Raw genomic sequence first — 21,961 nt, 5'->3', positions numbered from 1 at the left:
TCAGTAGATCATCTCGAAGGGCCCGCCGGGTGTTTCGGCACCATCCCAGCTTTCGGGCGCCGCCGTCGCAAGGTCGTCGTAGGCAGCCCAATTGAAGGATGATGCAGACTTGCAGGCGAGGCTGGCGAGGGTGCGTTCGCCAGAGGTTCCCTGCAGCACCTCGATCCCCGATGAGCGGCGGCCGGGCGTCTCGTTGAGGCTGCCGGTCTCGTCGACATGGACGACGTAATGCGTCTGTCCGTTGGTGAAGCGGAGGTAGTCCTGGTTGAGGCCGCCCTGGCTGCGGTTGCCGCCGGTGTGGATGTTGCTCCAGTCCGGTGTGCTGGCAATGTGCAGCTCAGGCTTGCCCTGCGGCCCAAAGCGATAATGCAGGGAATCGCGCCCCAGGCACACACTGCCAAGCTTCGCGCCGAAGCGGCAGGTGTAGACCACGCGTTCGCCGCTCTCGCAGAGGCTGGCGGGTGCCGGTGCGCGTTGGCCGGAGGGCTGCGCCACCGACCCGCCCGTGAAGAGCAGCGCCGCGAGTGCAACGGCAACCGGAAGTGCTGCCGTTGCCCTTGGCATCAGCCCAGCGTTTCCATCACGTCGTCGGGGATGTCGTAGTTCCCCCAGACGGTCTGGACGTCATCGTCGTCTTCGAGGACGTCGATCAGCTTGAGCAGGGTGGCGGCGTTGTCGGCATCGACCGAGGTCTTCATGCTCGGCTTCCATGCGAGCTTGACGCCTTCGGCCTCGCCCAGGGTCTTTTCGAGTTCGCGCGCCACTTCGTGCAGCGATTCGACGGCGACCCAGATCTGGTGGCTGCCGGGATTCTCGTCGCCATCGCCCATGTCGGATTCGACGTCTTCGGCGCCGGCTTCGATGGCGGCTTCGAGGACCTTTTCCTCGTCACCGACCTTGCCGGGGTATTCGATCAGCCCGAGGCGTTCGAAGCCGTGGCTCACGGCGCCGCTCGCGCCGAGGTTGCCGCCGTTCTTGGAGAAGGCGGTGCGAATGTTGGTTGCGGTGCGGTTGCGGTTGTCGGTCAGCGCTTCGACGATGATGGCGACGCCGCCGGGGCCGTAGCCTTCGTAGCGCACTTCCTCGTAGTTATCGCCTTCGCCCTTCGATGCCTTGTCGATGGCGCGGGCGATATTGTCCTTGGGCATGGACTGGGCCTTGGCCGCGTTGACGGCGGCGCGCAGGCGCGGGTTCATGTCCGGATCGGGCATGCCCATCTTGGCGGCCACGGTGATTTCGCGGCTGAGCTTGGAAAACATCGCCGAGCGCTTTTTGTCCTGCGCGCCCTTGCGGTGCATGATGTTCTTGAATTTGGAATGGCCTGCCATGGTCCGTGCTTCTTGCGAGGTTTTGGAATCTGCACCGCCCCTAGCCGACGCAGCGGCTTCGGGCAATCGGTGTGGCACATCGGCGCAATTGCGGGCATGAAAGCCGCATGATCCGAGCCACGCTTGCCGAACTTTTTGCCTTCCTGCGCCGCCCTGTGCCGATGGCCGCTTCGGGATTGAACGCCGATGGGGCGATTGGGAGGTGGCTGGTGCTGGCGGCGTTCCAGCTTGGTGTGCTGGGACTGGTGGTGATGCCGCTGGTCGCGCTGTGGCAGAAGGCCTTTGCGCTGTCGCCGCCCGATGCGTTCGAAGGGCTGGGGCCGTTGGCGCTGTGGGGCGGTGCGGTGCTGCTCGCGCCGGTGCTGGAAGAACTGTTCTTTCGCGGCTGGATGAGCGGGACGCGGCGCGTGCTGGCGTTAATGGGCGTGGTGGTGGCGGGGCTGCTGCTGTTCATCGCATTCGGTCGGGGCAAGCCGCTGGTCGGTGGCGGAATACTGCTGGCGACGGTTGCCGTGGCGGCGGGGCTGTGGTGGCGGATGCGGCGCGACAAGGCGGTGCCGGATTGGTTTTCGCGGCACTTCGCCCTGCTGATTTACGGCACAACGGCGATCTTCGCGGCGATGCACCTGTTCAATTATCCGACAATAACGCTGGTCGCCGTGCCGATGGTGCTGCCGCAGTTCTGGTCGGGCCTGATGTTCGCGCACATCCGGGTGAGGCTGGGCCTGCTCGCCTCGATCCTCAACCACATCGCCTCGAACGCCATCGTGCTGGCGGTGGCGCTGAGCTGGGGTTAGCCGTTTACCACCGTCCCGCCATTGGGGTGCAGGACCTGGCCCGACATATAGGATGAATCCTCGCAGGCGAGGAACAGGAAGCTCGGGGCGACTTCGTTGGGCTGGCCGGGGCGGCCCATCGGGGTGTTCTCGCCGAAGTGTTCGAGCTTATCCGGCGTGGCGCCGCCGCAGGGGTTGAGCGGGGTCCAGATCGGGCCGGGCGCGACGGCGTTGACGCGGATGCCCTGACCAACGAGCTGTTCCGAAAGAGCGCGGGTGAAGGCGGTGATGGCGCCCTTGGTGCTGGAATAGTCGAGCAGTTCCGGCTCGCCCTGATAGCTGGTGATCGAGGTGCAGTTGACGATCGCGGCCCCGGGCTTGAGGTGCTCGCGTGCGGCCTGCACCAGGTAGAACATCGAGAAGATGTTGGTCTGGAAGGTACGCTGCAACTGGTCGGCGGTGATGTCGCGGATGTCCTTGTCGGGGTGCTGTTCGCCCGCGTTGTTGACGAGGACGTCGAGCCGGCCCCAGTCGCCGATGACGAGATCGACGAGGGCATGGGCGACTTCGGGATCGCCGAGGTCGCCTGCGAAAGTCAGCGCCTCGCTGCCTTCGGCCTCGCACAGTTCGCGGGTGCGGGCGGCGTCTTCGTTCTCGCTGAGATAGGCGATGGCGACCTTTGCGCCTTCGCGCGCGAAAAGGACCGCCACGGCGCGGCCGATGCCGCTGTCACCGCCGGTGACGATCGCCACCTTACCTTTGAGGCGCGCCGAGCCCGGATAGCGCGGCTGCCATTCGGGCCTGGGATCGAGGCTCGCCTCGCTGCCGGGAAGGCCGTCCTCGTGGATCGGCGGGCGGACGGTGGCGTTGTGGGTCATCGGGCTATCCTGCTGAAATCACAGGATGCCAATGGCCGGGCAGGGTGGTGGTTCCGACCCTGCCCGGGAAACGCGATCAATCGATGCCGAGGGCGTTCTTATAGGTTTCGAGTACGGCTTCCATCTCGCGGCGGTCGTCGGGCTTCATCTTCCGCAGGCGGACGATCTGGCGCATGATCTTGGCATCATAACCGGTGGCCTTGGCTTCGTTGTAGACGTCCTTGATGTCGTCGCCGATGCCCTTCTTTTCCTCTTCGAGGCGTTCGATGCGCTCGATCAGAAGGCGCAGGCGGTCGTCGGCGGATTCGGCCATCGGGAAAGTCTCCGGGTATGCGGGTGAATCGGTTCGCGCGGCTGATAGCGGCGTGACCGGATTCGGGCAAAGCCGGGGCTGTGGATAGTCCGGGGATTAGTGAGATCCGGCGTTCTTCTTGAGGCTCTCGTTCATTCTCTCGAGCTGCTCGGGCGTCGCTTCGGTCTGGTAACGGGCCTTCCATTCGGCGGCGGGGAGGCCGTGGATCACTTCGCGCGCGGCGGCCTTGTCGCCCTCGAACCCGCCTTCGATGATCCAGTCGGCCAGACAATTGCGGCAAAAGCCGGACAGACCCATCAGGTCGATGTTCTGGGCATCGTGGCGGTGCTGGAGGTGCTTCACCAGGCGGCGGAAGGCGGCGGCCGCTACGGAATCGGGCAGCGCATCGATTGCATTCGTATCCACTGTAAACATCCTTGGGTTTTGAAATGGCATGGGCCATAGCGCATCGCGGAAGATTCATAAGGAGTACCAAAGCCGTGGCCAAGCTCGATCCAAGAGGGCGCAAGGTAAAGATCCTCGCCACGGTAGGTCCCGCCAGCCGCGAGCCGGAGATGCTCGAGAAGCTCTATCGCGCCGGGGCCGACGCCTTCCGCGTGAACATGAGCCACGGCGAACACGCGATCCACGCCGAGACGATCGCCAACATCCGCGCGCTTGAAAAGAAGGTGAACCGGCCGATCACGATCCTGTGCGACCTGCAGGGACCGAAGCTGCGCGTCGGCAAGTTCAAGGAAGGCCGGGCGGTGATTCGCCATTCCGGGCACTTCACGCTCGACCGCAATCCCGAGCCGGGCGATGAAACCCGTGTCTGCCTGCCGCACCCCGAACTGTTCGGCATTCTGCAAAAGGGCCAGCGCCTGCTGATCGACGACGGCAAGCTGCGCCTGCGCGTGATCCGGGCCGACCAGAACGAGATCCTGTGCTCGGCCGAGGTCGGCGGGGTCATTTCGGACCGCAAGGGCGTCAACGTGCCCGACGCGGTGGTGCCGGTGCCGGCGCTGACCGAGAAGGACCGTCGGGACCTGTCGTTTGCGGTGGAGCATGGCGCGGACTGGATCGCGCTGTCGTTCGTGCAGCGGCCCGAGGACGTGGCCGAGGCACGCCGCCTGATGGGCGGTTACGGCTCGCTGATGGCCAAGATCGAGAAGCCTGCTGCCATCTCGCGGCTGGAGGAGATCGTCGAGCTTTCGGACGGCATCATGGTGGCGCGTGGTGACCTCGGCGTCGAACTCAACCCCGAGGAAGTGCCGCCGCTGCAGAAGCGTATCGTCGAAAGCGCGCGTCGCCAGGGCAAGCCGGTGGTCGTCGCCACGCAGATGCTCGAATCGATGATCGAAGCGCCGACGCCGACCCGCGCCGAAGTTTCGGACGTCGCCAACGCCGTTTATGACGGTGCGGACGCTGTGATGCTTTCGGCCGAGACCGCCGCCGGTGCCTGGCCGGAAGAGGCGGTGACGATCATGCACCGCATCGCCGCGCAGGTCGAAGCCGATCCCGGCTATGGCGCGCGCGTCCACTTCATCGAGACCCTGCCCGATCCGACCACCGCCGACGCATTGGCGCAGGCGGCGGCAAGCATTGCCAACACCCTGCCGATCGCCGGGATCATCGTGTTCACCGGCTCGGGCTCGACCGCGCGCCGCGTCGCGCGTGAACGTCCCGGCGTGCCGATGCTGGTGCTGACCCCCTCGCAGAAGACCGCCCGTAAGGTCGGCCTGCTGTGGGGCGCCCATGCCGTCAGCACCAAGGACATCGGCAGCTTCGAGGAGATGATCGCCAAGGGCAAGCGCATGGCGCTGCGCCACGGCTTCGGTGCCGCCGGTTCGCGGCTTGTGGCGCTGGCGGGTGTTCCGTTCGGTACGCCAGGCGCAACCAACCTGCTCCACGTCGTCACGCTGACCGGCAACGAACTGGATCAACACAGCTGACATTTGTGTAAATATGTCACACCGCGTGTAAGATTTAATTGCTCGATTGAAAACGGGTTGAACGCTGCCACGCAGCGGGCATTTACGGTCCCACAACATAATACGGGAGCTGTGAATGCCGATTTCAGGAAACCGCGTGGTCCGTGCAATTTCCGGCGGGTTGAGCGCGCTTGCGCTCGCCGCCGCCGGGGCGGGCGTCGCCCATGCGCAGGACGCGGCTGAGGACCAAGAGCAGTCGTCGATCGACCTGCTCAACGCCGACATCATCGTTACCGCAACCAAGAAGAAGGACGTCGAAAACGTCCAGGCAGTGCCGATGGCAATCACTGCCTTCAACGCCCAGACCCTGCAGACGCTGCAGGTCCGCGACCTGCAGACCCTGACCTTCAGCGCGCCGAACGTCTCGCTCGACCAGATCGGCACCTCGCGCGGCACGGCCAACTTCTCGATCCGCGGCCTCGGCGTGAACAGCTCGATCCCTTCGATCGACCCGACCGTCGGCGTCTTCGTCGATGGCGTGTACATCGGCGTGAACAGCGGCCTGGTGTTCGACGTGTTCGATCTCGGCTCGGTCGAAGTGGCGCGCGGTCCTCAGGGCATTCTCTATGGCCGCAACACGACGGGTGGCGCGGTCCTCGTCAACACCGGCGATCCGACCTCGGATTTCCGCGGCAACTTCCGCATGTTCTATGAAGGGCCGATCGATTCCGGGCGCGGTTCCGGCAACTTTGCCGCGCAGGCCGTGGTCTCGGGCCCGCTGATCAAGGACAAGCTGAACTTCAAGATCGGCGGTTACGTCAACAACGACGAAGGCTACTTCCGCAACCTGTTCAACGGCCGAAACTTCGGCAAGGCCAATACCGAGATCGTCCGCGGTGCGCTGGAGTTCCTGCCGAGCGATGCGGTCCGGATGGTGGCGAAAGTGGAATTCTTCACCAGCAACGGTGACGGCCCTGCCGGCCAGAACCGTGCCCGGTTCAAGCGCGATACCTTCGATTTCTCGATCGACAACGGCGGGTTCTATCGCAACGAGGCATGGTTCGCCACGCACAAGACCGAGATCGACATCGGCGAAGGCAAGATCACCAACATCTTCGGCTTCCGCGACTTCAAGTCCGCCACCAGCGGCGACATCGACGCGCTGCCAGTCTTCCGCTTCCATTCGGAAACCGAGTTCAACCAGCGCCAGTATTCGAACGAACTGCGCTACAACGTGCGCGTCGGCGATCTCGACCTGACCACTGGCGGCTTCTGGTTCCAGCAGAAGCTGGGCTATGACGAAATCCGCCGTTTCCCCTCGTTCATCAGCCCGCTCGGCGCGCAGATCGGTGGCGGCCGGCAGGATCACGACGTGCTCGGCCTGTTCGCGGCCGGCGACTATGACGTGACCGACAAGCTCACGCTCACCGCCGGCCTGCGCTGGTCGCGCGAGACCAAGGACGTTGCCGTCACCTACATCCGCCCGCGCGCGACGTGTTCGGTCATTGCGGCCACTTGCGCCACCTCGGGCCGCAACACCACGATCCCCGGCGCGCTGCCGGCCGAGAACAACGGCTTCACCGACAAGCGGACCTGGGAGAACTGGGGGCCGAAGCTGGGCTTCCAGTACAAGTTCAACGGCGATGCGCAGGTCTATGGCAGCTGGTCGCGGGCGTTCCGTTCGGGTGGTTACAACTTCCGCATCACCAATGCGCGGGCCTTCGAACTGCTGGCCGGCGTGGGCGGTCCCAACCCGAACTATGCCTTCGACGAGGAGCAGGTCGACAGCTACGAGGTCGGCGTGAAGTATCGCACGCCCGACCGCAAGCTGACGCTCAACCTTGCTGCCTTCCGTACCGAAGTGGGCAACATGCAGCGCGAAGTGAACGAGGGTTCGGCAGCCGGCGTCGCGCAGTCGATCTTCAACACTGCCGATGCCCGGATCGACGGTATCGAAGGCGAGGGCCGCTTTGCCGTGAACAAGCACCTGCTGCTCACGGCCAACTTCGGCTACATCGACGGACGCTACACCAAGGTGCTGTTCGATCTTTCGAGCGACGGTGTCGTCAATGCCGCCGACCGCGCGCTCGCCCTGCCGCGCCTGCCGAAGTGGACCTACGGCGCGGGCGCCGTGCTCGATTTCCCGACAGGCGAGAGCTCGAGCATCCTGGCGCGCGCCAACTGGCAGTTCCGTGACCGCTTTGCCTATACCGACAACAACTTCGGCTGGATCGCGTCGGCCAACAACCTCGATGCCTCGATCAGCTACAACACCGGCGGGCTGACCTTCACGGTCTATGGCCGCAACCTGCTCGATCAGGTGCAGCATGGCGGCGATACCCAGATCGGCAGTGGCGCGGCGCAGATTCCGGTGTTCGGTGGTCCGCTCTCGACCGGCGTCAACCGGCCGTTCGCGGAAAACCCGGCTGTCGGCACGTTCTCGCCACTGGCGCGCGGTCGCGTGCTTGGCGTGGAACTGAGCGCAAACTTCTGATGTGGCGGGCGCTGCGCGGGGAAAGATCCTCGCGCAGCGCTCAGTTCTGCTTGGTCTTGATCGCGGCAAGCCTCGGGGCTTCGCGTCCGGCGCGCTTTTCGGCGGCGACAACGCGGTTCTTGCCAGCCTTCTTGGCTGCATAGAGCGCGGCATCGGCAATCGGCAGGATGTCCGTTGCCGATGTTGCCGTTTCCGGAATTGTGGCAACGCCAAGTGAGGCCGAGATCGCACATTCGTGGCTGGCGCTGAGCGATTCGATCCGCTGGCGCAGGATTTCGGCCTTCTCCAACACGTCTTCCAGCGAGCAGTCGGGCAGGATCGCGACGAGCTCCTCCCCGCCGTAGCGGCATACGACGTCGGTCGGCCGCAGGCAGCCGACGATCTGGGCGGCGACATCGCGCAGGACGGCATCGCCCTTGGCATGGCCATGCTCGTCGTTCAGCTTCTTGAAGTTGTCGAGATCGAGCATGATCACGGCCGTGCTCGCCCCGGTGCGCGAACCGAGCGAGACGAAGCGCTCGAGCGCGTCCTCCATGTAGCGACGGTTGTAGAGCCCGGTCAGCGGATCGCGCAGCGATTGGGTGCGCAGTTTCTCGCGCAGCGCGATGTTCGAAAGGGCCAGCGACATCGAATCCGCCAAGGCGCGGCCGAGGCGGCTGACGTCATGGACCTTGTCGGCGGCGTCCGCTGCCTTTTCTGCCTCGTCCCTGGCGAGGATCAGCAGGCCGTGGAGCTGTCCTCAGGCCATCATCGGAATCTCCACGGCTGCAACCGTCCCGCCATGGTGCGCGCAGCACAGCCCGTTGAGCGAGGGGGCGTTGACGTGGGTCTTGCCGCGCTTGAGCGCCCAGCAGTTCGTCGGGGAGAGCGCAGGCAGCGGATCGTAGCCCGAGGGCAGGTCCCAGGCGCGGGCCAGATCGAGCCGGTCGCGCGAATTGTTGAACACATAGAGCGCGACGCCGTGGTCGGGCAGCAACCGTTTGGCGGTGGCCATCAGGACCGACCCGGCGTCGTCGTAGGTTTCGGCTGCCTGCAGCATATCGGTCATGCCGAAGAGCTCGTCCGTCCGCCACCGCGCCTCGCGCGTTGACTGGTATTCGGCCCGCTTTTCGGCGATGTCCCGCACCGCCTGGCGCCGCAGGAGCACCTGCACGATGGCGCCCGCGCTCAGCACCGCAAGCAGTCCGTTGAGCAGGGGATCGCGGAAGCCGTTGTCGATCACATTGTGCGCTGCCGCCATGGCAATGCCGACGGACTGGATCACCAGCGACGCAAGGAATACATCGCCGCGGCGCATGAGGACTTTGCCCGGAAAGCCGGCGTCCCTGGTCGATCGTTCCGGATCTGCCGTTTCTGCACCCATGGCGCAGACGATTAGCGCGGGCAGGCTTTCGCCCGATTAAGCGATTGCCGGGTTGATTGCGGAAGGTCTGCTTGACCCGTCGCTAACCATGACTCCCTTGGATTGGAGACAATGGGTCAGCGCGCGCCGAACAGCGCCGAGCCGACGCGCACGTGGGTCGCGCCCAGTTGCACGGCGGTTTCGAAGTCGTCGCTCATGCCCATCGACAGGGCGGCGAGGCCGTTGTCGTCGGCCAGCTTGTCGAGCAGCGCGAAGAAGGGGGCTGCCTCGATCCCGGCAGGGGGCACGCACATCAGGCCGATCACTTCGAGTCCGGCTTCTCGCGCCTGCGCCAGCAGTGCGGGAAGGTCCGCCACGGCACAGCCGCCCTTCTGTTCTTCATTGCCGATATTGACCTGCACGAAGCAGGGGACCTTGCGGCCCAGCTTGTCCTGCGCCTTGCCGAGCGCGGCGACGAGGCTCGGGCGGTCGACCGAGTGAATGCAGTCGAACAGGGTGACGGCGTCTTCGGCCTTGTTCGATTGCAACTGGCCGACGAGGTGCAGCTCGACCTCGGGATGCGCGGCGCGGATAGCGGGCCATTTGTCCTGCACTTCCTGCACCCTGTTCTCGCCGAACACGCGCTGCCCTTGCGCGATCAGGTCGAGGATCGCTGCGGCGGGCTTGGTCTTTGACACCGCCACCAGCGTCACGTCGCCCGACTTGCGACCGGCAATGCGGGCGGCCTTGGCGATGCTGGCGCGGACCTGTTCGAGCGGTGATGAAGGGACTGCCTGTTCCATGGCGCGGTGCTATAGCGCCGCCATGCGAAAGCGCCAGACAAACGCGAAACAAGTGCCGAGGCGCGTGCTGCTGAGCGATGCGCGCAACGATGCCGGGCTGGAGCGCGCGCTCGCTAGGCTGGGGCCGGGCGATGCACTGGTGTTCCGGCACTATCACCTGTCGGGCGGGGAACGTCGCCAGCGGTTCGCTCGACTGGCGCGGCTGGCGCGGTTGCGCGGCGTGGCCGTGATCGGCGCGCGTGTGCCGAGCGGTTGGCGCGTCGACGGGAGCTATGGTTCGGCTCGCGAAGTCAGCGAGCAAGGTGGCATCCGGCTGGCCACAGTGCATTCCTTGCAGGAGATCGGCGCCGCAGTGCGTGCCCGTGCCGATGCCATCCTGCTCTCGCCGGTGTTTCCCACGCGTTCTCATCCCGGTGGCAAGGTGCTGGGGCCGGTGCGCTTTCTGCTGCTGGCGCGGCAATCGCCATTGCCGGTCATTGCGCTCGGCGGGATGACGCGGTCGCGCGCGCGCCGATTGCCGGTACACGGTTGGGCCGCGATCGACGGGCTCGCCTAAGTCGTTCACTCGTCGCAATTCCTGTCGGGATTCTTGACGGTGAGTCCCCTTCGGGCGCATGATGCGCGCGCAAGGGCAGGGATAGGCACAGGTTCATGGCAAGTCGGGCAGCAACCACCGCGCAGGCACGCGGCTCGAACGCGCGGGGGACCTTGCGCGGAGCCGACTGGCGCGCCGTCCTGCGCCGCTCGCTGCGCCGCAGCCTAGAACTGCTCGGCGGTGGCGTACTGGCTGCGCTGCTGGTGTTCCTTGCGCTGTCGCTGCTGAGCTATACCCAGACCGATCCTTCGGGCAGCACTGCCTCGGGCAGCCCGGTCGAGAACTGGATGGGCTTGGCCGGGGCCTGGGCATCGGAGCGTGTGCTGCTGTTCTTCGGCTTGCCGGGCGCCCTGCTGCTGCCGCTGCTGTGGGTCTTTGCGCGGCGGATGTGGGAATCGGAAAGCGATCTCGTCGATATCGACGAGGATGAGGAACTCGCGCCCGCGCCAAGCTGGTGGCGGCCCACATTGCTGCTGTTCGTGGCCATGGCGCTGATCGGCACGGCGCTTTCCCTCTGGGGCAGCAGCACGGCAAGCCGCTTGCCGGCCGGGCCGGGAGGCCTGTCCGGGCTGCTTGGCGCTGCGGCCGTGAATGCTCTGGCAGGTCTTGTGCCGCAAGTGTCGTCGTTGTGGTTCTCCGTGCCCATCGGTCTCGCGTCGCTTGCCGGAGGGCTCGCCATCGCCAGCCGCATCTTCGCGTTCGACTGGGCCGGGATGCTCACCCTGCCGCCGTTTCTGCGCCGTGCGCCCCGCGACGTGGATCTTGGCGATGACGACGATGAAGCGACGATCCGCCCACCCAAGAAGGAAAAGCGCGAGAAGGAAGCACGGGCAGCAGCGGACGCGATCGACGTCGAGGAAGCGCTGGCCCAGCGCAAGCCGACCGAGATCACCGACCCCACCCGCACGCCTGCGCCCGCCGCCGTCCAGCCCAAGGCGCGGCAGGGCGACCTGTTCGACAAGTACGAACTGCCCTCGATCGAGTTGCTGGTCGAAGCGCCCGCAGGCTCGACCCAGAAGATCGACAAGCTGGCGCTCGAGCGCAACGCCCGCCTGCTCGAGAACGTGCTCGACGATTTCAACGTCAAGGGCGAGATCACGGCGGTGCGCACCGGCCCGGTCGTGACGATGTACGAACTGGAACCGGCGCCGGGCATCAAGGCCAGCCGGGTGATCGGCCTCGCCGACGATATCGCCCGCAACATGAGCGCGATCTCGGCGCGCGTCTCGGCCATTCCCGGGCGCACCGTCATGGGCATCGAACTGCCCAACGCGATCCGCGACATGGTATCGTTCCGCGAGCTGATTGCCTGCGAGAAGTTCGCCAGTTCCAAGGCCTTGCTGCCGATCATCCTCGGCAAGGACATCGCCGGCGAACCGATCGTGGCCGACCTTGCGACGATGCCCCACCTGCTCGTTGCCGGCACGACCGGTTCGGGCAAGTCGGTCGGCCTCAACTGCATCCTGCTCTCGCTGCTCTACCGGCTGACGCCCGCGCAGTGCCGCCTGATCCTCGTCGATCCCAAGGTGCTGGAGCTCAAGTCCTACGACGACATCCCGCACCTGCTCTCGCCGGTGGTGACCGAACCGGCCAAGGCGGTTCGCGCACTCAAGTGGGCGGTCGAGGAGATGGAGCGGCGCTACCGCCAGATGTCCTCGATCGGCGTGCGCAACATCTCCGGCTTCAACGACAAGGTCCGCGCCGCGCTGGCCAAGGGCAAGCCATTGGGCCGCCGCATCCAGGTCGGCTTTGATCCCGACACGGGCGAGGAACTGTTCGAGGAGCAGCAGCTCGATTACGAAGTGCTGCCGCAGATCGTGGTCATCGTCGACGAGCTGGCCGACCTCATGGTCACCGTCGGCAAGGAAATCGAAGTCCTGATCCAGCGCCTCTCGCAGAAGAGCCGCGCCGCCGGCATCCACCTGATCATGGCCACGCAGCGCCCCTCGGTCGACGTCATCACCGGCGTGATCAAGGCCAACCTGCCGACCCGCATCAGCTTTGCCGTGACCAGCCGCATCGATAGCCGCACGATCCTTGGCGAACAGGGCGCCGAACAGCTGCTGGGCAAGGGCGACATGCTCTACAAGCCCAACACCGACCCGATAAAGCGCGTCCACGGACCTTTCGTCTCGGACGAGGAAGTCGAGAAGGTCGCCGATCACTGGCGTGGGCAGGGCAGCCCCGAATACGTTGATTCGGTTACGGAAGAGCCGGAAGACGGCGGCTTCGGCTTCGACGATATCGACAGTGGCTCGGACAATCCGGAAGACCGCAAGTATCGCCAGGTCTGCCAGCTCGTGTTCGAAAGCCAGAAGGCCTCGGCCAGCTGGATCCAGCGCCAGATGGGCGTGGGCTACAACACGGCATCGAAGTGGATCGAGCGGATGGAGGCCGATGGCCTTGTCGGCCCGGCCAACCACGTTGGCCGCCGCGAGATCTATCGCGACAAGGATGGCAACGTGCTGTGATCGGCTTGCCGTACCTGGCAATGCCGCTGGGCAGCCCAACGTCCGCCAGTTTTCAGCACATTTTGCAGGCTGGATTAACTGGCTCCTAAGTTTGCTGCTCTATTTCTTGGCGAATGTTCAAGGGGCTCGGACGCTGGTTTTGCTTGCTGGTGTTCCTCGCTGGTTTCTGGCCGGCGATGGGACATGCGCAGGCCGTGCGCCCAAGCGCCGTATGCCACGCCAGTGCCTCGGCGGAAGAGGGTTGGGCAGAGGTTGCGGCGCAGCCATCGCGGTGGCGCTGTGACGATGGCGGCTGGAGCCTGTCCGACGACGTGACGCTCATCCGTTTCGATCTCGGTGACGCGCCCGGGCGCACCCTGCCGCAAAGCCTGGTCACCCACACCGGGAATTTCGAGCGAATCGATGTCGGCATCATCGGTGCCGACGGCAGCGCCCGGTGGTCCTCCATAGGCCCCGCCGATACGCATCATCTCGCCGCCGGACCCTATATGGTCGTGCCGGTGCCGGGGGTTACGTCCGAAACCCGGACCATCGCCGTTGCTGTCGTCAGGCCATGGGGCAAGACGATCATGAGCGAGATGCGGCTCGATGCCTATCCCGAGGGAAGCGGGTGGCCGCTGCAGCGCATCGTGGCGATGGCTGCGATCTGCGGGATGCTGCTGGTCCCCCTGCTCATCAACACGGCGTTCTACTCGGTGCTGCCGGAGCGCTATGTCATCTGGCATCTGGTCATGGTTGCGGCGATGCTCGTGCAGGCGGCCTTCGCCACCGGCTTTGTTCATATCTTCGTCGACGTCAGTGCCTTGTGGGAGTGGCAGGCCTCGAACCTTGCCTTTGCCGCCATGGCCGGAGCTGCCCTGCTGTTTGCCGCCAGCTTCATCGAAGCCGGATCCCTGTCACCGCGTCTGCGCCGCATGGCGCAGCAACTCGGGCCGATCACGTGGCTCGTCGGACTGCTGGCATGCCTGCCGTTCGAGCGGGTCCGGCCCTATTCCTCGCCTGCCATGCATATCGCTATTGCTCTGGCGATTGCGCTGCTGGCCGCAATCCTGTGGGATGCCCGCCAGCGCGGCAGCAAGTCGGTCAAGCTCCAGATCATCGCGTGGCTGCCGATCATGGCCATCGGCAGCTGGCGCATCACCGCCTATCTTGTTCCCTCGCTTCACCCGACCGAGGCGATCGAGCTCTATCAGCTGGCGCTGGCACTGGAAGTCCTGGTCACGGCGCTGGGCATCGTCAGCCGGTTCGTGGATGTCCGCCAGGAACGCGACCGCGCCACTGCCCGCGCGATCGAACTCGAGGGCGTGGCCGACCGCGATCCGCTGACCGGGCTCAGGAACCGCCGCACCATCGAGCAGCGCTTCGACCGCCTGTTCGAACGCGGCTTCCGCACGATGGCGGTGACCGATCTCGACCACTTCAAGGACGTGAACGATACGCATGGCCACGCCACCGGCGACGTGGTCCTGCGCGCCGCTGCAGCAGCGCTGCTGGACGACCGCGACACCAAGGCCATCCGCATGGGTGGCGAGGAGTTTCTCCTGCTGCTGCGCGGTCATGATGCGGCGGCCCGCGCCGAGCGGTGCCGTCAGGCCATCGCCACGCGCATTGCCGCCGAGGTGCCGGGGCTCGATCGCATCGTCACCGCCAGCATGGGGCTGGTGGAGCACGACACGCGGGGGAATCTCCAGATCGACTTCGCCGCGCTCTACGCCCGCTGTGACCAGTTGCTCTACGAAGCCAAGCGACTGGGACGCAACCGGACGATGCGGGAGAAGGTCACCGGGTTTGAACCCGCCCATCGCGCCATGGCCTGATGGCCGGGCAAAAGGTGGTTTCGCAGCGTGAAATGCAAAATGCGGGTTTGCAGCTTTGCTAATTCACTTGAGCATGTTGCTGTGATTTGCGCTAAGGGCCGCCCAGCCCAGAAGATTCCGAAGGACTCCCGCCGTGCAAGACACCCTGCTCCGCCAGCGCGAAACGACTGCTCCTGCCAGCGCCGTCCGGACCGACTGGACGCGCGAGGAAATCGCCGCGCTGTTCGACCTGCCGTTCACCGAACTGGTGTTCCGCGCGGCTGAGGTCCATCGCGCCCACCACCGCGCCGGTGAAGTGCAGCTGTGCACCCTGCTTTCGATCAAGACCGGCGGTTGCCCCGAGGACTGCGGCTACTGCTCGCAGTCGGTCAAGGCCGACAGCGGCGTCGAGGCGACGAAGCTGATGGAAGTGCAGAAGGTGCTGCAAAGCGCCGCGCAGGCCAAGGACAACGGCTCGAAGCGCTTCTGCATGGGTGCCGCGTGGCGCAACCCCAAGGAGCGCGACATGCCGGCGATCATCGCCATGATCAAGGGCGTACGCGAGATGGGCATGGAAACCTGCATGACGCTGGGCATGCTGACGCCAGGCCAGGCCGCGCAGCTCGCCGAAGCGGGCCTTGATTACTACAACCACAACATCGACACTTCGCCCGAACGCTACGAGGAAGTCATCACCACCCGCACGTTCGCCGACCGTCTCCAGACGCTCGACAACGTGCGCAATGCCGGGATCAACGTCTGCTCGGGCGGCATCGTCGGCATGGGCGAAACGCGGGCCGATCGCGTCGGCTTCGTCCACGCGCTCGCCACGCTCGAACAGCATCCGGAAAGCGTGCCGGTGAACGCCCTCGTGCCGATCAAGGGCACAGTGCTCGGCGACATGCTGGCCGATACCCCGCTGGCCAAGATCGACGATATCGAATTCGTCCGCACCGTCGCGGTCGCCCGCATCACCATGCCGCTGTCGATGGTGCGCCTCTCGGCGGGCCGCGAATCGATGTCTGAAGCAACGCAGGCGCTGTGCTTCATGGCGGGCGCCAACTCGATCTTCACCGGCGACAAGCTGCTCACTGCTGCCAATGCCGGCGACGATGCCGATGCTGCGATGTTCGCCCGCCTCGGTCTCAAGCCGATGGAGGGCGAAGAACCCATGAGAGCGATGAAGGCGGTCGGAGGCTGCTCGGGAGGCTGCGCGGCCTGATGGCTGGCAGCGTGACCCGCACCGGATCGCTGTGGTCGGCGCACACCGCCGATCTTGCAGCCCTTGGCGAAAAGGCACGCCTGCGCAGCCTTGCTCCCCGGCGCGGGATCGACTTCGCTTCGAACGACTACCTTGCCATGTCCTCCTCGTCCCGGCTCGCGGCGGCGGTGCAAGAGGCCATCGCGCGCGGTGTACCGCTCGGCTCGGGCGGATCCCGCCTGCTGCGCGGCAACGATCCCGAGCATGAACTGCTGGAAGAGGAAGCGGCGCGTTTCTTCGGCAGCGAATCCGCGCTGTTCTTCTCGGCTGGCTATGCCGCCAACGTCGCGCTGCTCTCCACCCTGCCGCAGCGCGGTGACCTGATCGTATTTGACGAACTCGTCCACGCCTCGATGCACGAAGGCCTGCGCCTGACCCGCGCCACGGCGGTCAGCGCCGCGCACAACGATCCGCAAACCTTCGACGATGCCGCGTGCGAATGGCGCGCCAAGGGCAACACTGGCCGCATCTGGCTTGCCTTCGAGACGCTCTATTCGATGGACGGCGACATGGCCGACGTTGCCGCGATGGCGCAGGTCGCCGAACGGCATGATGCGATCATGCTTATCGACGAGGCCCACGCGACCGGCGTTTTCGGACCCGACGGACGCGGGATCGCGGCGCCTCTCGATGGCCGGGCGGACACGATCGTCCTGCGCACCTGCGGCAAGGCGCTGGGCTGCGAAGGCGCGCTCGTGCTCGGCCCCAAGGTCGTGCGCGATTTCCTCGTCAACCGAGGGCGCCCCTTCATCTTCTCCACCGCGCCATCACCGCTGGTCTGCGCGGCGGTTCGCGAAGCGATCCGCATTATCGCCGACGAGCCACAGCGCCGCCAGGCCTTGCGCAGCCTTGTCGCGCATGCCGAGCGCGTGCTGGCACCGCAGGGCGCGCTGCCATCGGGATCGCAGATCCTGCCGCTGATCCTGCACGAAGATGCGCGGACCATGGCGGTCGCCTCGGCGCTCCAGGCCAAGGGCTTCGACGTGCGCGGCATCCGCCCGCCGACCGTCCCCCAAGGCACGAGCCGCTTGCGCATCTCGTTGACTCTCAACGCCACGACCGAGGATGTCGATGCGCTCGGCCTTGCATTGGCAGAGGCGCTGAAATGAGTGCCTTCGTAGTCACCGGCACGGATACCGGCATCGGCAAGACAGTCTTCTCGGCTGCGCTGACCGGCGCACTGGGCGCACATTACTGGAAGCCGGTGCAGGCGGGGCTGGACGATGGCGCGGACCGCGATCACGTCGCGCGGCTGGCCGGTGTTCCTGCCACCAATGTCCTGTCCGAAGCCTATCGCCTGAACACGCCGTGCTCGCCACATCGGGCGGCAGAACTTGATGGCGTGGTGATCGACCTTGCCAGGCTGACCTTGCCGGAAGTGCGGCCACTGGTGGTCGAAGGGGCGGGCGGGGCGCTTGTCCCGGTCACCCGCAACACCACCTATGCCGATGTCTTTGCGTGGTGGAACCTGCCGGTCGTCGTGGTGGCGCGCACTGCGCTCGGCACGATCAACCATTCGCTGCTGACGTTCGAGGCGCTGCGTTCGCGCGGCGTGCCGATCCACGGCGTGGCTTTTGTCGGCGATGCCAACGAGGACAGCGAAGCCACGATCTGCGCGATGGGCGAGGTCAGGCGGCTCGGGCGACTGCCGATGCTGGACCGGCTGGACGCGCAGAGCCTCGCGATTGCCTTCGCGCAAGGCTTCCGGATCGAGGACTTCAACTAGGGTTCCGCCCTCACCACTCCCCCGTCCAAGCAGCAGTGATGAGGGCGAAGATCGGTCAATCCTCGAAGATCGCCACGGCGCGGGTCCAGCCCGCCGAAGCGCCCCGGATCTTGTGCGGGAAGCAGCTGACCATGAAGCCGTCGGGCGGCAGCACTTCAAGGTTGTGCAGCTTTTCGAGGTGGCAATAGCCGATGTCGCGCCCGGCCTTGTGGCCTTCCCAGATCAGCGAGGTATCGCCGGTTTCCTTGACCTTCTCGGCCGTGTGGACGAACGGCGCGTCCCAGCTCCAGGCGTCGGTCCCGGTCACGCGGATGCCGCGCGAGGTGAGGTACATCGTCGCCTCGTAGCCCATGCCGCAGCCGATGCTGACATAGTTCGGATCGCCCACCGCCTTGCCGGCGGCGGTGTTGACCATGACAATCTCCAGCGGCTTCAGCTCATGCCCGATACGCTTGAGTTCGTCCTCGACGTCCTGCGCGGTGACGACGTAGCCATCGGGAAAGTGGCGGAAGTCGAGCTTCACGCCCGGCTGGAAGCACCACTCCAGCGGCACTTCGTCGATCGTCATCGAAGGCTCGCCACCGTTCATCGTCGGGTGGAAGTGCCACGGCGCATCGAGGTGCGTGCCGTTGTGCGTGGTCAGTGTCACGTTCTCGACCGCAGCGAAGCCAGCCGCATCGGGCGTGTCCTCCGCCTTCACGCCGGGGAAGAAGAAGCCCAGCTCGCCCATCGTCTCGCCATGCTTCTGGTATTCGATCTTCGGACGCAGGAACGGCGGATCGGTGATCACGTCGTTCTCGAGAAAGATCGAAAGATCGACGAAACGGCGTGTCATGCGGTGTGTCCCCCGAGCGTTTCGGCGAACCAGTCGGCGATCAGGTCACGGCCATAGGCCATGTTGTCTGCGCCAACGTGTTCGACGCCGCCTTCGCGGGCGGTGAAGATCACCTTCTCGCGGCGGGGTGAATTGATCAACTGGTCATAGAGGTCGTCGGCATAGGACACGCTGATCTGGCGATCCTGCGCGCCGTGGGTGACGAGGAACGGCACCTTGATCGATCCCATGTGCCCGTTGAGGTTCATGTCGGTCGACTTCTCGAGGAACTCCTCCATCGTCTCGGCGCCGAAGGCCCACATCACGTGCGCCCAGTAGTGCGGCACCGGGTTCTCGCCCTCGCGCTTCATGCGCTTGTCCTGCACCTCGCGCCAGTTGTGGTTGGCACCCCACACCGCGCCGCTGGCAAAGCGCGGCTCGTAGGCGACGGCACGCGGGGCGAAGTGGCCGCCAAGCGAAATGCCGGTCATGCCGATGCGCTTGGGATCGACGTCTGCCTGTTGCTCAAGCCAGTCCACCGCCTTGCTCGCCCAGTTCTCCGAATGAGGATCGACAGGCAGGCCCTGCAGGCGCAGCGCCTCCCCCGAACCCGGCTGATCGACGCACAAGGTTGAAACGCCGCGACGGGCCAGCGCTTCAGGCAGGCGGCTCCAGTAGAGCAGCTCCTTGCAGCTATCGAGGCCGTTGCAATAGACAACCACCGGATGCGGCCCCGGCCCTTCGGCGCGGGTGTAGAGCGCGGGCATCGTGCCGGTTGCCAGCGGGATTTCCACGCGTTCGCGGTTGATCTTGCCAAGCTTGGCCGACCGTTCAAAGGCGTCGAGTGCCTTCGCGTAAGTCTCCTTGCGGCCCGGCGCGCCGTGGCCCTGCATGCGCTCCGCCACCAGCAGGTAGAGCGAGGCGCGCTCCAGCTTGTTCGAGGCGGAGAAGGCGCGGCCCTTGGCCTCGTCCTCGGCGGCAAGCTCGATCAGCTTGTCGCCATAGGCGGCCCACTGCTTCATGAACATCGGCGTGCCGGCATCGCCGCCATTGGCCGCGGCGTCGATGATCGGCTGGCACATGTCGACGATCTCGCCGATCTGCCCGCCGCTCTCCATCGCGATCGAGACGGAGAGGTTCCAGATGTAGTTCGGGAACGGTTCGTAAAGCGCCATCGATCAGGCCTCGCCGACGAGTTCGGGGGTCTTGAACAGGCCCGGATTGACGTGCGGATGCGGCAGGGTCTGCGGCCCGCCGACGCCGATGCCCCACTGGTCCATGACCATCGGAGCGGGCACGTGGACCTTGTACTGGTGCGCGTCGAAATCGACCTCTTCGAGTTCCGAGGTGTACTCGGTGACGAAGCCGCCGGGCGTCACGAAATAGCTGAAGGTGTTGTTGCCTGCGGTGTGGCGGCCCGGACCCCAGCCGATGTCCACGCCCTTGACCTTGAGGCGGTGCGCACCGCGCATCATGTCGTCCACCGAAAGCATGTCGTAGGCGACGTGGTTGAGGCAGGCCGGTCCCGGCAGGATGGCGATGCGGTGGTGCGCCGAATTGCAGCGCAGGAAGCACATGAAATCGCCCAGCCAGTCGGAAACCTTGAAGCCGAGCACGTCGGTGAAGAACTTCACCGCTTCCTGGTGGTTGGGCGAATGCAGCACGATGTGGCTGATCTTGACCGGAACGCCTTCCCAGCGGTCGAGTTCGCGCTTGGCGCCACGGGCCACGTCGCTCGAAACTTCGAACAGCAGGCCGTCGGGCGAGAAGAAACGGAAGCCGTAGCCGCCGCCGGGCGAGGTCAGGTCGGCAGGTTCGCTGGCGATCTGGCAACCGGCCTCGGCAACCTTGGCGCGCAGCGCGTCAACGTCGGCGCGGCTGTCGGCGGCAAGTGCGATCACGTCGACACGGTTCTCGCCGGCGCGGCGCAGCTGCACCACGTGGTGTTCGTCATGCCCCTGCGCCTTGAACCACGCGTGGTTCTCGTCCTCGCCCACGGGCTCGAGGCCCCAGACGTCGGCGTAATAGGTCTTCTCGGCGTCGAATTCCTTCACGCCATATCCGACATAGCGGATTTCGGTAACGCGGCTCATGGGATCTTCCTCGGGTAATGGTCAGATAGGTTGCGCGACGACTGCGAACATTTCGGCAGTCGCCTTGTGATTGTCGACTGCCGGCCCCACGCCGAGCTGGCCGTGGCAGATGGCCAGGCTGCTCTCGACGATGTAGCGGCAGCGCTCGAAGCGGCGGTCGCGATAGGCCTTGAGGGCGGCTTCGACGTCGTCGTGGCGCTCCAGCTCCTCGGCGATGACGATGGCATCCTCGATTGCCATCCCGGCGCCCTGGCCCAAGTGCGGCGTGGTGGCGTGGACGGCATCGCCCAGCAGGCCGACGCGGCCCTTGCTCCAGTCCCCGCGCACCAGCATGCCTTCGAGCGGGCGATAGACCACGCCTTCGTCATCGGTGATCTGTTCGCCCAGTTTGCGGATGGCGGGCGAGCAATTGGCGAGCTTGGCGCGCATCGCGGCGGCAATGCCCTCGGTCGGGTAGCGCGGATTGCCGGGCTCGGGCGTGGTGACATACATGTACATCACGTCCGCGCTCATCGGCACGAGGCCAACGCCAGTCGGCCCGTTGTAGACCTGCAGCGCGTCAAGACCTTCGGTGCGCGGGAAGTTGTAGCGCCACACCGCCTGCCCGGTGAACACCGGCTTTTCGGCTTCCGGCAGGACCATGGACCGGGTCTGCGAGTAGACGCCGTCCGCGCCGATCACCGCATCATAGCTGCCGGTCGATCCGTCGGAGAACGTGACGTGGACTTTCGCGCCATCGTCCTCGATCTTCTCGGCGGTCAGGCCGAGGCGCAGGTTGGTCCCCAGTTCCTTGGCACTGTCGCCCAGAACCTTCTGCAGCGCGCGGCGGCCGATGCCGACATTGGCCGGACGGCCTTCGACGAGACGGGGCGAGGGGACGCGGGCAACCTTGGTGCCATCGGGCAGGAAGATTTCCACCGCATCGAAACCGCAGGCCGCGTCCATGAAGCTGTCAAGCAAGCCGAGCTGGTCCATGGCCCGGATCACGTTCGACTGCTGGATGATGCCGACGCCATAGACCGACCAGTTTGGATCGCGCTCGATCGCGGTGACGGAGTGGCCCTTGCGCGCCAAGGCAATGGCGGCCGAAAGCCCGCCGATCCCGGCCCCGATAATCAGGATTTCAAGATTCTTCATTGCGTTGTTCCAGCTCTGCGTCCCCGCATCACCGGCCTCTCTCGTTTTGGTAATCAGGATCAGTCGTCGATTTAGAATGCGACCAACAATACACCAAGCAAGTAATTTTTATGCCCATGCATGCCTGAAATCTATCAAATCATATCCAGCCCATTAGCTTGACTTCCCCGGACTGCAGCGGATACCGTTTGAGAATAACGGTTCTAGAATGCGGCATGCGATAA

Annotated in this window: 21 protein-coding genes; 9 read left to right on the top strand and 12 right to left on the bottom strand. The window is 65.4% G+C overall.

The window, feature by feature from the left end; genetic code table 11:
* Both I2488_RS09485 and I2488_RS09480 read right to left on the bottom strand, forming a co-directional pair.
* A complete protein-coding gene (locus tag I2488_RS09485; protein ID WP_196275555.1) occupies window positions 1–564 on the bottom strand; it encodes a hypothetical protein in 564 nt (187 codons plus the stop codon).
* Window positions 564–1,328: a YebC/PmpR family DNA-binding transcriptional regulator gene (locus I2488_RS09480; protein WP_039333607.1), complete on the bottom strand. Its 765-nt coding sequence runs from the start codon at window positions 1,326–1,328 to the stop codon at window positions 564–566. Before I2488_RS09480 ends, I2488_RS09485 begins: the two co-directional genes overlap by 1 nt.
* 107 nt (window positions 1,329–1,435) lie before the next feature.
* Between I2488_RS09480 and I2488_RS09475 the strand changes: the two genes are divergently transcribed.
* Window positions 1,436–2,125: a CPBP family glutamic-type intramembrane protease gene (locus I2488_RS09475; RefSeq protein ID WP_196275554.1), complete on the top strand. Its 690-nt coding sequence runs from the start codon at window positions 1,436–1,438 to the stop codon at window positions 2,123–2,125.
* Here the strand turns inward: I2488_RS09475 and I2488_RS09470 are convergent.
* The 3 genes from I2488_RS09470 to I2488_RS09460 form a co-directional block, all read right to left on the bottom strand.
* Entirely contained in the window at window positions 2,122–2,982 is an 861-nt protein-coding gene (locus I2488_RS09470) for an SDR family oxidoreductase (RefSeq protein WP_196275553.1), read from the bottom strand. The genes I2488_RS09475 and I2488_RS09470 overlap by 4 nt on opposite strands.
* Before the next feature lie 76 nt (window positions 2,983–3,058).
* Entirely contained in the window at window positions 3,059–3,295 is a 237-nt protein-coding gene (locus I2488_RS09465; protein ID WP_169494743.1) for a DUF2312 domain-containing protein, read from the bottom strand.
* A 96-nt stretch (window positions 3,296–3,391) separates the two neighbouring features.
* Window positions 3,392–3,709, bottom strand: coding sequence for a DUF1244 domain-containing protein (locus I2488_RS09460; protein WP_196275552.1), 318 nt, complete (start codon window positions 3,707–3,709; stop codon window positions 3,392–3,394).
* Window positions 3,710–3,774: 65 nt separating this feature from the next.
* On the opposite strand from I2488_RS09460, the gene pyk reads away from it, so the two are divergent.
* The gene (pyk, locus tag I2488_RS09455) at window positions 3,775–5,226 is read left to right on the top strand and encodes a pyruvate kinase (protein ID WP_343071021.1); all 1,452 of its coding nucleotides are present in this window, start codon (window positions 3,775–3,777) and stop codon (window positions 5,224–5,226) included.
* Between the two features lie 115 nt (window positions 5,227–5,341).
* Complete coding sequence (locus I2488_RS09450) at window positions 5,342–7,699, top strand: TonB-dependent receptor (protein ID WP_196275550.1); 2,358 nt, start codon at window positions 5,342–5,344, stop codon at window positions 7,697–7,699.
* Window positions 7,700–7,739: 40 nt separating this feature from the next.
* On the opposite strand, the gene I2488_RS09445 is transcribed toward I2488_RS09450, so the two are convergent.
* The 3 genes from I2488_RS09445 to I2488_RS09435 form a co-directional block, all read right to left on the bottom strand.
* A complete protein-coding gene (locus tag I2488_RS09445; RefSeq protein WP_196275549.1) occupies window positions 7,740–8,327 on the bottom strand; it encodes a GGDEF domain-containing protein in 588 nt (195 codons plus the stop codon).
* A gap of 111 nt (window positions 8,328–8,438) precedes the next feature.
* Window positions 8,439–8,996 carry a hypothetical protein gene (locus I2488_RS09440; RefSeq protein WP_196275548.1) on the bottom strand — a complete coding sequence of 186 codons (558 nt, stop codon included), beginning with the start codon at window positions 8,994–8,996 and terminating at the stop codon, window positions 8,439–8,441.
* Window positions 8,997–9,178: 182 nt separating this feature from the next.
* Window positions 9,179–9,844, bottom strand: a complete 666-nt coding sequence (locus tag I2488_RS09435) for a YggS family pyridoxal phosphate-dependent enzyme (RefSeq protein ID WP_196275547.1) — start codon at window positions 9,842–9,844, stop codon at window positions 9,179–9,181.
* Between the two features lie 22 nt (window positions 9,845–9,866).
* On the opposite strand from I2488_RS09435, the gene I2488_RS09430 reads away from it, so the two are divergent.
* The 6 genes from I2488_RS09430 to bioD all read left to right on the top strand — a co-directional run bounded on the left by I2488_RS09430 (window position 9,867) and on the right by bioD (window position 17,693).
* Complete coding sequence (locus I2488_RS09430; protein WP_246465583.1) at window positions 9,867–10,400, top strand: thiamine phosphate synthase; 534 nt, start codon at window positions 9,867–9,869, stop codon at window positions 10,398–10,400.
* Window positions 10,401–10,495: 95 nt separating this feature from the next.
* A complete protein-coding gene (locus I2488_RS09425; protein WP_196275545.1) occupies window positions 10,496–12,910 on the top strand; it encodes a DNA translocase FtsK in 2,415 nt (804 codons plus the stop codon).
* Window positions 12,911–13,086: 176 nt separating this feature from the next.
* Entirely contained in the window at window positions 13,087–14,727 is a 1,641-nt protein-coding gene (locus I2488_RS09420; protein WP_196275544.1) for a sensor domain-containing diguanylate cyclase, read from the top strand.
* Between the two features lie 133 nt (window positions 14,728–14,860).
* The gene (gene bioB / locus I2488_RS09415; protein WP_196275543.1) at window positions 14,861–15,928 is read left to right on the top strand and encodes a biotin synthase BioB; all 1,068 of its coding nucleotides are present in this window, start codon (window positions 14,861–14,863) and stop codon (window positions 15,926–15,928) included.
* Complete coding sequence (locus I2488_RS09410) at window positions 15,928–17,076, top strand: 8-amino-7-oxononanoate synthase (protein ID WP_196275542.1); 1,149 nt, start codon at window positions 15,928–15,930, stop codon at window positions 17,074–17,076. Before bioB ends, I2488_RS09410 begins: the two co-directional genes overlap by 1 nt.
* Window positions 17,073–17,693, top strand: a complete 621-nt coding sequence (gene bioD / locus I2488_RS09405; protein WP_196275541.1) for a dethiobiotin synthase — start codon at window positions 17,073–17,075, stop codon at window positions 17,691–17,693. Before I2488_RS09410 ends, bioD begins: the two co-directional genes overlap by 4 nt.
* A 55-nt stretch (window positions 17,694–17,748) precedes the next feature.
* Here bioD and I2488_RS09400 read toward each other — a convergent pair whose 3' ends face one another.
* The 4 genes from I2488_RS09400 to I2488_RS09385 are packed head-to-tail and all read right to left on the bottom strand — an operon-like array spanning window position 17,749 to window position 21,737.
* A complete protein-coding gene (locus I2488_RS09400; protein WP_196275540.1) occupies window positions 17,749–18,528 on the bottom strand; it encodes a cyclase family protein in 780 nt (259 codons plus the stop codon).
* Window positions 18,525–19,682 carry an alpha/beta hydrolase family protein gene (locus I2488_RS09395; protein ID WP_196275539.1) on the bottom strand — a complete coding sequence of 386 codons (1,158 nt, stop codon included), beginning with the start codon at window positions 19,680–19,682 and terminating at the stop codon, window positions 18,525–18,527. Before I2488_RS09395 ends, I2488_RS09400 begins: the two co-directional genes overlap by 4 nt.
* Window positions 19,683–19,685: 3 nt before the next feature.
* Window positions 19,686–20,600, bottom strand: coding sequence for a VOC family protein (locus tag I2488_RS09390; RefSeq protein WP_196275538.1), 915 nt, complete (start codon window positions 20,598–20,600; stop codon window positions 19,686–19,688).
* A gap of 21 nt (window positions 20,601–20,621) precedes the next feature.
* The gene (locus I2488_RS09385; RefSeq protein WP_196275537.1) at window positions 20,622–21,737 is read right to left on the bottom strand and encodes an FAD-dependent oxidoreductase; all 1,116 of its coding nucleotides are present in this window, start codon (window positions 21,735–21,737) and stop codon (window positions 20,622–20,624) included.
* Between the last annotated feature and the right edge of the window lie 224 nt (window positions 21,738–21,961).

It is taken from the genome of Novosphingobium jiangmenense (genome assembly GCF_015694345.1).
Lineage (GTDB): Bacteria > Pseudomonadota > Alphaproteobacteria > Sphingomonadales > Sphingomonadaceae > Novosphingobium > Novosphingobium jiangmenense.
The sequence above is the reverse complement of the archived record's forward strand: the minus strand, read 5'-3'. Positions and strand labels throughout refer to the sequence as shown.